The 11,366-nt window shown below is 71.9% G+C and carries 10 protein-coding genes; all 10 read right to left on the bottom strand.

Annotation, left to right across the window (positions count from 1 at the left end; all coding sequences use genetic code 11):
• Positions 1–78: 78 nt before the first annotated feature.
• Positions 79–672 carry an Rv1363c family protein gene (locus tag LWC33_RS13980; protein WP_233304792.1) on the bottom strand — a complete coding sequence of 198 codons (594 nt, stop codon included), beginning with the start codon at positions 670–672 and terminating at the stop codon, positions 79–81.
• 64 nt (positions 673–736) lie between these two features.
• Positions 737–1,978, bottom strand: coding sequence for an MCE family protein (locus LWC33_RS13975; RefSeq protein ID WP_233304791.1), 1,242 nt, complete (start codon positions 1,976–1,978; stop codon positions 737–739).
• Positions 1,975–3,279, bottom strand: a complete 1,305-nt coding sequence (locus tag LWC33_RS13970) for an MCE family protein (protein WP_233304790.1) — start codon at positions 3,277–3,279, stop codon at positions 1,975–1,977. Before LWC33_RS13970 ends, LWC33_RS13975 begins: the two co-directional genes overlap by 4 nt.
• On the bottom strand, positions 3,276–4,619 hold the full coding sequence (locus tag LWC33_RS13965; RefSeq protein ID WP_233304789.1) for an MCE family protein: 1,344 nt from the start codon (positions 4,617–4,619) through the stop codon (positions 3,276–3,278). The genes LWC33_RS13970 and LWC33_RS13965 overlap by 4 nt, the downstream gene beginning before the upstream one ends.
• Entirely contained in the window at positions 4,619–5,590 is a 972-nt protein-coding gene (locus LWC33_RS13960) for an MCE family protein (RefSeq protein WP_233304788.1), read from the bottom strand. The genes LWC33_RS13965 and LWC33_RS13960 overlap by 1 nt, the downstream gene beginning before the upstream one ends.
• Positions 5,590–6,771: an MCE family protein gene (locus LWC33_RS13955; protein WP_233304787.1), complete on the bottom strand. Its 1,182-nt coding sequence runs from the start codon at positions 6,769–6,771 to the stop codon at positions 5,590–5,592. Before LWC33_RS13955 ends, LWC33_RS13960 begins: the two co-directional genes overlap by 1 nt.
• The gene (locus LWC33_RS13950) at positions 6,768–8,159 is read right to left on the bottom strand and encodes an MCE family protein (RefSeq protein WP_233304786.1); all 1,392 of its coding nucleotides are present in this window, start codon (positions 8,157–8,159) and stop codon (positions 6,768–6,770) included. The genes LWC33_RS13955 and LWC33_RS13950 overlap by 4 nt, the downstream gene beginning before the upstream one ends.
• A gap of 34 nt (positions 8,160–8,193) precedes the next feature.
• Positions 8,194–9,021, bottom strand: coding sequence for an MlaE family ABC transporter permease (locus LWC33_RS13945; protein ID WP_233304785.1), 828 nt, complete (start codon positions 9,019–9,021; stop codon positions 8,194–8,196).
• A gap of 1 nt (position 9,022) precedes the next feature.
• On the bottom strand, positions 9,023–9,814 hold the full coding sequence (locus tag LWC33_RS13940) for an MlaE family ABC transporter permease (protein WP_233304784.1): 792 nt from the start codon (positions 9,812–9,814) through the stop codon (positions 9,023–9,025).
• A 111-nt stretch (positions 9,815–9,925) separates the two neighbouring features.
• Positions 9,926–11,128, bottom strand: a complete 1,203-nt coding sequence (locus LWC33_RS13935) for an ABC transporter ATP-binding protein (RefSeq protein ID WP_233304783.1) — start codon at positions 11,126–11,128, stop codon at positions 9,926–9,928.
• Positions 11,129–11,366 lie beyond the last annotated feature (238 nt).

Genomic DNA, 11,366 nt, shown 5'->3' with positions numbered 1-11,366 from the left:
GACATGGTGACCTCCTGGGGGCCGTGGGTCGACCGAGCGGAGCGAGCATCGGCACCAGCGGAGCGTGCGGAGCGAGCCTCAGCCGCTCTGTCCGGGGGCGCGGACCGGCGCGAGCTTGCTGACCTTCCACCCGTCGTCCGTGCGGCTCATCTCGAGCTGCAGGCGCTGCCGGGTCGGGATGGGCTGCTGCCCGTCCGGGGTCACCGTGACGTCCACGCCCACGAGCACCCGGGCGACGCCGGCGCGGTCGTCGAGCTCGCTCACCGCCGCGTCGGACACGGTCGCCGTGGTGGTCCGCTTGGACTGGGCCACGAATTGCGCGTACTGCGCCCGGTTGGTGCGGAACTCGTCGAGGACCGCGCCGGTGGAGGTCTGCTCCCACCGGTCCAGCCCGCCGTCGACGTCGTGCCAGTCCAGCGTGTTGAGGCTGATCGCGGACTGCCGGGCCGCGACGAGCACGTCGTCGCGTTCCTCGGCGAGCTTGCGCCCGCTGCTCAGCAGCGTGGTCAGCCACAGCACACCGAACACCAGGGCCGCGACGACCGCGACGGCGGCCGCGACCTGCAGGGCCCGCGGCCCGCCGAACCGCCGCCTGCCGCCCGACGGCCCGAGGTCGGGCCGCTCGTCGGCGGGCGCGGTGGTCGCCGTGCTCTCGGTCGTGCTCGCAGTCATTGCGGAACTCCATCCGGCCGTGGGGGCGTCGGCCATCGGGGGGTGTGGCGTCCGGGACCGGCCGTCAGGCCAGGATTCCCGCGGGTGTTCCGAGGGGGAGCGGGTTCAGCGGTTGCGGGTCGGCGGAGCCCGCCGGGAGCGGGAGCCCCGCGGACGGGTTGCCGGTCGTGCCGGGCTTGGCGCGGGGGGTCGTCGAGTGTGGCGCCCGGGGAGCGTTCTGGGCACCGCGCACGCTCGTGGGACTCCCCTGTGGCTCGGCACAGTACGCCTTGGAGTTGACCTTCGTCTCCTCGGTCTGGTTGCCAGCCCGGTGCGGTGTGCCCTGGTAGCCGGCCACGCACGGGAAGGGATCGAAGAAGTTGAGCACCAGGCCGAGGTGCGCGGTTCCGTCGTTGGGCGCCGCCGTGTAGCTGTCGGCCATCACACCCGGGTAGGTCACGAGCAGCTGCTCCAGGTTGGACTGCCGGGGCTCGGCGATCCGGGAGACGGTGAGCAGGTTGGCGACCGTGGTGGACAGCCCGGCCCCGCTCTCCCGCAGCAGCCCGCGGATCTGGTCCGCGGCCTCCGGTGCGGTGTCGATGAGCCGGCGCAGGTCCGGGTCGGACTCCTTGAGCTGCTCGGCCAGCAGCTTGAGGCTCGAGCTGAAGTCGGCGAACTGACCGGCCACCTGGTTCTGGGTGGTCAGCACCGTGCGGCCGTCGCTCAGCAGCGCGGTGGTCTGCGGCAGCGCGTCGGTGGCGGCCTTCGTGAACTCGCTGGTGGTGTCGAGCAGCTTCTGCAGCGGGACGCCGCTGTTCGCGAAGCCCTTGCCCAGCTCGTCGACGACGGTGCGCAGGCTGTCGAGCGGCACCGACTTCACGAACCCGTCGAGGCTCGTCACGACCTGGTCGACCTGCACCGGGGTGCTCACCCGCGACAGCGGGATGACCGAGCCGGACCGCAGGTCCGGCCCGGAGTCGCTCGCCGGCTGCAGGTCGACGTACTGCTCGCCGATCGCGGACAGGTTGCGCACGGCCGCGGTCAGGTCGGCGGGGATCTCCGGACCGCCGCGCTCGAGGTCGAGCTGGGCGTCGACGCCGTCGGCCGTCAGCGTCAGCGGGCCGACGCGGCCGACGCTGACGCCCCGGTAGGTGACGTCGGCGCCGGTGAAGATGCCGCCGGAGTCGGCGAGCTTCATCGTGACCGGGTAGGTCGTGGCGCCGAAGATCCTGCCGAAGTCCGCGTACCGGAAGCCGACGTAGCCGACGCCCAGCACGGTCACCAGCAGCAGCGCGAGGAGCTGCCACTTCATGGTCCGGGTGATCACCGGCCACCTCCGAGGAGTCCGCCGAGGAGACCGCCGCCCGAGCGGCCGGAGTCACCGGAGCCGCCGGTCGTGCCGTCCGTCGGCGGGGTCGGCACCGCGCTCGTCGTCGGTGCGGTGGTCGACGGCGGGTTGTTCGGGTCGGCCTGGCCGAGCGGCGTCGGCGACGGACCGAGCAGCGGCAGCGACGGCTGGTCCGGGTTGTTGCCGAGCAGCGGCGACAGCAGCTGCCCGACGGGCGGGAGCTGGTTGAACAGCGGCGTGTCCGGCGTCGGGAACGGCTGCCGGGTCCGCAGCAGGTTGTCCAGCAACGTCTTGGCGTCGAGGTCCGCCCGCACGTACAGGTTCGCGTAGTCACCGGCGAACGCGTCCGTCGCGGCGTCGGTGAACGGGAAGCTGCCGATCAGCTGCAGCGAGTTCGGCAGGTCCTGCCCGGACTCGGCGAGCTTCGACAGCGTGGGCTGCAACGCCCGCAGGTCGGCGAGGGTGTCGTCGCGGCTGCGGTTGATCGTGTCGGTCGCGGTGCCCGAGAGCCGGTCGAGCGCCTGGAGCATGTCGACCAGCTGGCCGCGCTGGCGCTCCAGCTCGGCCAGCCCCGGGCCCAGGTTGTCCAGGGCGTTCGCGATCTGCGGCCGCCGGTCGTTCAGCGTGGCGGACAGCCGGTTGAGCCCGTCGAGGGCGCGGGTGATCTCGCCCTTGCGGTCGTCGAGCGCGCCGACCAGCGTGTTCAGGTTGTCGAGCAGGCCACGGACCTGCGGCTCGCGCCCGTCGAGGGCCTTGTTCAGCTCGGTCGAGATGGTCTTGATCTGCGCGACGCCGCCGCCGTTGAGCAGCATGGACAGCGCACCGAAGACCTCCTCGACCTCCACCGCGCGGCCCGCGCGCTCGATCGGGATGGTGGCGCCGTCGGACAGGGTGCCGCTGCCGCCCCGGGCGGGCGCGGCCAGCTCCACGAACTTCTCGCCCAGGAGGCTGGTGGTGCGCACGCGCGCCTCCGCGTTCGCCGGCAGTGTGACGCCCCGGTTCACGGCCACGGTGACCCGCGCGTTCCAGTTCGCGGGGTCCACGTCGATCGACCGGACGGTCCCGACGCTCACGTCGGCCACCTTGACCAGGGACTGCGGCACCAGGTCGACGACGTCGGGGAACTCGATCGTGACGTCGTACGGGTCGTCGCCCAGGTCGGCGCCACCGGGGAGCTCCACCCCGCGCAGCCCGCCGGAGAACACCCCGCAGCCGCTCAGCGCGAGCGACGCGACGGTCACCAGGACCGCCAGCCCGGCCGCGAGCCTCGTGCGCCTCACGACCCACCTCCGAAGAGCTTCGAGAAGAACCCGCCGATGCCGCCGCCGGACTCCTGCTGCTGCGGGGCCGGCGTGGCCGGGGCGGTGGTGGCCGGCGAGGCCGGGGCGGGGGTCTCCTGCCCCGGGGCCGCAGGCGCCGGCTGCCCGGCCTGCGGCGCCGCCGGGTCCTGCGGCACGAGCGGCACGGACGGGATCGCCAGACCCGGGACGGGCGGGGTCTGCCCGCTCGTCACCGAGCTGAGGATCTGCGCCGGCGTCGGGAGCGACTTGGCGTCCGGCAGCGCGGCGCAGGTCGGCACCAGGGGCTTGAGCGCGTCCGGGGCGCCGGTCTTCAGCAGGTCGCAGAGGAAGTAGATCGGGGGCCGGCTGAGCTCGTTGACGTTCGCCCGGGTGTCGAGCGTGCCCGACGAGCCGTTGTAGGTGTTGGCCAGGTTCGAGACGCCCAGCGGCGCGACGTCGAGGATCTCGGTGAGCGCCCGCTGCTGGTCCACCAGCACCTGCGTGACGTCGGAGAGCCGGTCGACGTTCGAGTGGATGGTGTCGCGGTTGTCCCGGACGAACGCGGCCACGTCGCCGAGCGCCACCGACAGGTCCTTGATCGCCCCGCCGAGGTCGCCCCGCTCGCTCGCGAGGAACCCGGTGACGTCGGCGAGCCGGCCGTTGAACTCGCGCACCTTCGCGTCGTCCTGGGCCAGGGTCCGGGTGAACTTCTGCAGCTCCGTGACGGTGCCGAAGAGGTCCTGGCTCGACCCGGCGAGCGTGTTCGACAGGTCGCCGAGGCCGCGGAGGGTGTCGTTGAAGGCCTGGCCGTTGCCGGCCAGGTTCTGCGCGCCCACGTCGAGGGCCTGGGAGACCGCACCGGTGGCGTTGGCGCCCTGCGGGCCGAGGGCCTGCGAGAGGTCCGTGGCGGCCTTGGCCAGGTCGTCGACGCCGAGCGGGACGGCGGTCCGCTCGAGCGGGATCGTCGCGCCGGACTCGAGCTGCGGCGCGTCCTCGGCGACCGTCGGGAACAGCTGCACATAGCGGCCGGTGACCAGGCTCGGTGAGACGACCGCGGCCTTGGCGTCGGGCGCGAGGTGCACGTCCGGGTCGGTGAGCGTCATGTCGACCTTCACCTGCGTGCCCTGCGGGGTGATCGAGTCGATGTGCCCCACCGGCACGCCCAGCACGCGCACGTCGTTGTCCTCGAACAACGCCGAGGCGTTGGTGAAGTAGGCCGTGATCTTCCGGCCGCCCCCGTTGCCGATCAGCCAGACGCCGGTCGCGACGAGCACGGCGACGATCGCGACCAGCGCCGTGATCTGCAGCGCGCGGCGGTCGTTCGCCCAGGAGCCGACCATCAGCAGCCTCCGGGGTTCAGCGGGCCGATCGTCGGGATCGGGAGCAGCCCGCAGATGTAGTTGTCGAACCAGCGGCCGTTGCCGACGGCGTTGCTGAACAGCCGCACGAACACCGCCTCGTTCTTCAGCGTGTCCGCCAGGTCGTCCTGGTGGCGCTGCAGCACCTCGGTGACCCGGTCGAGCGTCTCGAGCGTCGGCCGCAGCTGGTCGGAGTTGTCGGCGACGAGGCCGGACAGTTGCTGGGACAGCAGCCGGGTGCCGGAGAGCAACCGGTCGATGGCGTCCTTGCGCTGCTGCAGCTCCGAGAGCAGCAGGTTGCCGTCGGAGAGCAGCTTGTCGAAGTCGCCGCGGCGGTCCGCCAGGATCGACGACAGGTTCCGCGCCCCGGCGAGGAGCTGGCGGATCTGCTGGTCCCGGCTGGAGATCGTGGTGGAGAGCCGGGACAGGCCGTCGAGGGTGCCGCGGACGTCGCCAGGCGTGTCCTTGAACGTGTCCGCCAGCGTGCGCAGGCTGTCCGCCAGCTGGTTCGTGTCGAGCTGATCGATGGTCCCGGTCAGCCCGTTGAACGCCTCGACGACGTCGAAGGGCGAGAGGGTCCGGTCCCGCGGGATCGGCGTGCCCGGGTCGAGCGCCTGGTCGCCCTGCGGGTCCAGGGCCAGGTACTTCGAGCCCAGCAGGGTGGCGATCTCGATCGAGGCCGACGTCCGGTCGCCGACCCAGGCGTCGTTCACCCGGAAGGCGACGTCGACGTGGTCGCCGGCGAGCTTCACCGACGTCACCCGGCCGACCTCGACGCCGGCCACGGTGACCCGGTCGTCGGACTGCAGGCCCGCGGCCTCGCCGAACTCGGCGTGGTAGGTCGAGCCGCCGAAGATCGACGGGGCCCGGAAGGCCACCACCGCGACGACGGCGATCAGCACCAGCCCGGCGATCGCGAGCGGGACCGGGCGGCGCGCCCCGGTGGCGGCCATCAGCGGTCACCTCCGGTCGTGCGCGTGTCGAAGATCGGGAGGGAGGGCGCGTTCTCCGGCGCCCCGTTCGGCAGCACGCCGCCCGCGAGCTGGTCGACGCCCGGCAGCGGGGCGCCCTTCGGCGTCCCCAGCTGGTCGGGCCGGCCGTCGGGGTCGGCGCCGCACCGCTGTGCGTCGGAGTGGAACACCTGGAGCTCCTGGCGCGGAACGATGTCGCCGAGCCCGACCGAGCCCGAGAGCCCGCACAGGTAGAACTGGAACCAGCTGCCGTAGCTCGCCGCGCGGCTGATCTTGTTCAGCTTGTACGGGGTGAACTCCAGCAGGTGCTCCAGCGTCGGGCGGGCCTGGTCGAGCTGGCCGGCGAGGTCGCCGAGCGCGCGGATGTCCGCCTGGAGCGGCGGCCGCGCCTCCTCGACGAAGCCACCGGTGACCTGCGTGAGGTCGGCGATCGAGGAGATCGCGTCGCCGATCGGCTTGCGGTCCTGCGCCAGCCCGGACACGAGCTGCTGCAGCGACGTGATCAGCTGGTTGAGGTTCTGGTCGTGGCTGTTCACCGTCTGCAGCACGCCGTTGAGGTTGTCGATGACCTGCCCGATGACCTGGTCGCGATCGGCGATCGTGCTGGTCAGCGAGGCGGTACTGGCGAGCAGGCTGTCGACGGTGCCGCCCTCGCCCTGCAGGGTCGAGACGATCTCCTGGGACAGCTTGTTGACCTGCTCCGGGTCGAGGCCCTGGAACAGCGGCTTGAAGCCGTTGAACAGCGTGGTGAGGTCGAGCGGCGGGCGGGTCTGCTGCACCGGCAGGGTGCCGCCCGGCTCGAGCCGGCCGCCGCCCCCGCTGCCCTGCCCGAGGGACAGGAAGCGCTGCCCGATGAGGTTCTTGTAGAGGATCGACGCGGTGGCCGAGGCCGGGACGGCCAGCGAGGAGTCGACGCTGAACTCCACCTGGGCCTGCCGCCGGTCGACGACCTCGATCGTGTCGACGGAGCCGACGACCACGCCGGCGATCCGGACGTCGTCGCCCTTCAGCAGGCCGTTGACGTCGGTGAACCGGGCCGAGTAGGTCGTCTTGTCGCCGCCCTGGCTGTTCGCGATGGTCAGCGCGAGCACGGTCGTCGCCAGCGCGGTGACCAGCGCGAACGCCAGGAACTTGGTGAGCGGGCCGAGCGGGATGCGGCTCATGCGATCCGCACCTCCGTCCCGCGGTAGAGCGGGCCGACCAGCACGCTGCCCCAGCCGGGCACGGCCGCGGGCGTGGTGCCCGTGCGCGCCGCGACCAGCTCCGCGACCTGCTGCTGCTCACCCGGCGAGTTGGTGATGCCCATGTCGTAGGACGCGGGCTTCGCGCCGGCCTTGCTGTTCGGGCTCCACGCGAATCCGGGGATCAGGTTCCACGAGTAGCTGCCGTCGAACGTGCCGTAGTCCTCGACGCCGAACTTGCCGGGCGGGCCGATCGGCTGCCCCGCGGGCGGCGGCGGGGGCACCGAGCCGTCCCGGAACGGGCCGTCCGGCGGGTACTGCGGACCCGGCTGGATGAGCGGGTAGCACCGCGGCCCGCGATCGTCCTTGTACTCGGGCTCGTCCTGGTTCGGGACGTACTTGCCGTTGCCCGCGACGATCTCCAGCGTGATGTGCACGCCGGGCTCGTCCGTCCCCTTGCCGAACACCTGGTCCAGGTACGGGACGAGCCTGCTGGCCTGCTGGAAGAAGCAGGGGAACTCCGGCGCGTAGCGCGCCAGGGTCTCCAGCGTGGGCCGGCTCGCCCCGGCCAGGCCGATCAGGTTGTCCTTGTTGGCGTCGAGGAACGCCCGCACGTCGTCCGAGGCCCCGGTCACCGACCGGTACAGGTCGCGCAGGTTCTGCGACTCGTCGACGACGGTGCGGCTGGTGGTCGTGAGGTCGTCGAGCGCGTCGAGCAGATCGGGCGCGGCGTTCGAGAGGTTCTCCGAGAAGTCCGCGAGCTGGGTGATGTCCGCCTGCAGGTCGGGGATCGCCGGCTTGAGCCCCGCGGTCAGCGTGTTCAGCCGGTCGAGGGTCTCCCCGAGCTGCTCGCCACGGCCGGCGAGGCCCTGCGACAGCGCGCCAAGGGTGGTGGCGAGGTCCTGCGGCTTCACGGCCTGCAGCAGCGGCAGCAGGTCGTCGAGCACCCGCTCGACCTCGATCCCGGCCACGCTGCGGTCCTCGCGGATGGTGTCGTGGGCGGCGAGCTTGAGCGCGCCGGGCCGGTCCGGCGGGACCAGGGACACGTACTTCTCGCCGAAGAGGGTCTTGGGCAACAGCCGCGCCGTGACGTCGTCCGGGATCTGGTCGATCAGGTTCGGGTCCATCGACATGGTGATGGTGGCGCCGTCGCCGTCCGTGCTGATCTTGTCCACGGTGCCGACGATCAGCCCGCGGATCTTGACGTCGGCGCGCTCGTTCAGCTGCGTGCCGACCCGGTCGACCTTGAGCGTCACCGGGATCCCGGAGCGGAACGCGCCGGCGTACTGGGCCACGGCCAGCCCGATCAGCAGCGCGATCACCAGGACGAAGACGATGCCGAGGGTGACCTTCTTCGTGTCCGTGTTCATGCGGCCCCCGCCGGGAGGAGCACGTCGGCGGGCCTCATCCGGCCACCCGCACGGAGGTCGAGGTGCCGAACAGCACGAGGGTGAGGAAGAAGTCGAGGATCGCCGTGCTGACGATCGAGAGCCGCACCGCCCGGCCGACCGCCACGCCGACGCCCGCCGGACCGCCCTTGGCGTGGTAGCCGTAGTGGCAGTGGATGAGGATGACCACCGTCGCGAAGATGATCACCTTCAGGTACGAGGCGAAGATGTCCCCGACCGGCAGGAAGAGATCGAAGTAGTGGTCGTACGTCCCGCCCGGTAGGCCGTTGAGGAACGTGACGTTGAGGCGGGCCGCGCCGAAGCTCGCCAGCAGGCCGATCGTGTACATCGGGATCACCGCCAGGATCCCGGCGATCACGCGGGTGGTGACCAGGAACGGCACGGACGGCACGGCCATGACCTCGAGGGCGTCGACCTCCTCGGAGATCCGCATGGCGCCGAGCTGGGCGGTGAAGCCGGCGCCGAGGGTCGCGGTGAGCGCCGAGGCGGCGACCAGCGGGGCGATGTCGCGCGTGGTGAAGTACGCGGTGATGAAGCCGGTCAGGGCCTCGACGCCGAGGGAGTCGAGGGCGCGGAAGCCCTGCAGACCCACCAGCGAGCCGACGAACAGCGACAGCGCCGCCATGACGCCGGCGGTGCCGAGGATGACGATCAGTGCGCCGGAGCCGAAGCTGACCTCGGCCAGCAGCCGGAAGATCTCCTTCGGGTAGCGGCGCAGCGTGCGCGGGACCCAGGCGATCGCGCGGGCGTACAGACCGAGCTGCTCGCCCAGCTCCTCGAGCTGGTCGACCGGCCGGCGCACCAGGGTGCGGACTCGGGCCACTTCAGATCCCCTTCGGCGGGACGAGCTCGAGGTAGAGCGCGGTGAGGACGAGGTTGATCAGGAACACCAGGACGAAGGAGATGACGACGGACTGGTTCACCGCGTCGCCGACACCCTTCGCGCCCGGCGGCGGGTTGAGCCCCCGGTAGGCGGCGACGATGCCGGCGGTGAACCCGAACAGGGCCGCCTTGACCTCACTCACCACGATGTCGCTGACCTGCGCGATCGCCGAGAAGCTCGCGATGTACGCGCCGGGCGTGCCGCCCTGGATGATGACGTTGAAGAAGTAGCCGCCGGCGACGCCGACGACGGTGGCCAGGCCGTTGAGCACCACCGCCGTGGTGGCCATGGCCAGCACCCGCGGGACCACGAGGCGTTGGACCGGCGAGATGCCGAGCACCTCCATGGCCGCGATCTCCTCGCGGATGGTGCGGGCGCCGAGGTCGGCGCAGACCGCGCTGCCGCCGGCGCCGGAGATCAGCAGCGCGGTGACGATCGGGGCCGCCTGCTGCACGATCGCCAGCACCGAGCCGGCGCCGGTCTGGCTCTGCGCGCCGAACTGGCGGGTCAGCTCGGCCAGCAGCAGGGCGATGGTCGCGCCGAACGGGATCGTGAACAGCGCCGTGGGCAGGGCGGAGACCTTGGTGACGAACCACGTCTGCTCGATGTACTCGCGCAGCTGGAACGGCGGCCGGAAGGTCTGTTTCACGATGTCGACGCCCAGCCCGAACAGGCGCCCGACGGGGGTGAGGGCGCGGGTCAGGGGGCTGGGGCCGGCCTGGGGAGCGGACACGGCGGAGTCCTTGTCTCCACGGCAGTCGGGGAACTGCGCGGGGGCGGTGGGGAGCAGGTTCGCGGGTGGTCCGTGGGGGCGGCCCACCCGTGACGGGGCGGCGTTCGGGGGCTAGCGGTAGCGGTGCCGGCCGGGGCCGGAGCTCGGGCCGCCGGGGGCGCGGCCGGTCGGGGGCTGCTGCGGGTTCTGGGGTGCGTCCTGGGGGGCGTTCTGCGACGGCAGCGGCTGACCCAGCGGGGCGTCCTGCACGCGCGGGATGCTCTGGGTCGGCGCGTCCGCCGGAGCGTCGGGACGACCGTAGGGCGCCGCACCGACGGCCTGCCGGCGGGCCGGCTGCGGCGCCGCCTGCCCGCTCTCGGCCTGCGACCGTCGGATGGCCTCCTGCGCCGCGGGCGGCAGGGTGTGCAGCATCTCGGCCACCCGCTGCTGCCGGCGGCCGACGGCCTTGCGCTCGGGCAGGCCCGCGGTCGCCTCCAGCTGGGGCTTGATCGGGGGCAGGCCGGACAGCTCGTCGACCTCGGCCATCTCCCGGGCGGCCTGGGCGGTGTCCTTCTCCTCCGACATGCCGATCGGACCCTGCCGGCGGCCGTTGAGGAACTGCGCCACCACCGGGTCCTCGCTGGTCAGCAGCACCTCGCGCGGGCCGAACATGGCCAGGTGCTTGCGGTAGAGCATGCCGATGTTGTCCGGCACCGTCTGGGCGGTGTTGATGTCGTGGGTGACGATCAGGAACGTCGCGTCCGTCTGCGCGTTCAGGTCGATGATCAGCTGGTTCAGATACGCCGTGCGGACCGGGTCCAGGCCGGAGTCCGGCTCGTCGAACAGGATGATCTCCGGGTCGAGCACCAGCGCGCGGGCGAGCCCGGCGCGCTTGCGCATGCCGCCGGAGATCTCGCCGGGCAGCTTGTTCTCGTCGCCCTTGAGCCCGACCATGTCCATCTTCTCCGCGACGATGTCGCGGATCTCGGCCTCGGACTTCTTGGTGTGCTCGCGCAGCGGGAAGGCGATGTTGTCGTAGAGGTTCATCGAGCCGAACAGCGCGCCGTCCTGGAACAGCACCCCGAACAGCTTGCGGATCTCGTAGAGCCGGTTCTCGCTGCACCGCACGAGGTCGGTGTCGTGGATGACGATCGAGCCCTTCTCCGGCTTGAGCAGCCCGATCAGCGACTTGAGGAACACCGACTTGCCTGTGCCGGAGGGGCCGAGCAGCACGCTGACCTCACCCGGCGGCAGCGTCAGCGTGACGTCCGACCAGATGTTCGCGCGCCCGAAGGACTTCGTGAGCCCCTCGACCTTCACCTCGACACCGGGCACGTCGCCTCCTCGCGCACTGAGCCTGCGGCACCGGTCCTTGCCGGAGCACGCACTCGTCCTGCAGCAGTCAACGACGGCGCCGCAGTCTGGTTACTACCGGGTATTCCGCGGCGGCGCAGGCGCTCCGCCGGTTCCTGAGAAGGACGGACACGCCCCGTGAACCGGGATCGACACACTGTTGTCGATCACGGTCCGCGGGGCGTCGGCCGTCGCACTGCGTTAGTCCGACCGGCCTTCT

Source organism: Pseudonocardia terrae (assembly GCF_021343995.1).
GTDB classification, from domain to species: Bacteria; Actinomycetota; Actinomycetes; order Mycobacteriales; family Pseudonocardiaceae; genus Pseudonocardia; species Pseudonocardia terrae.
This window is presented reverse-complemented; position numbering and strand designations above follow the sequence as displayed.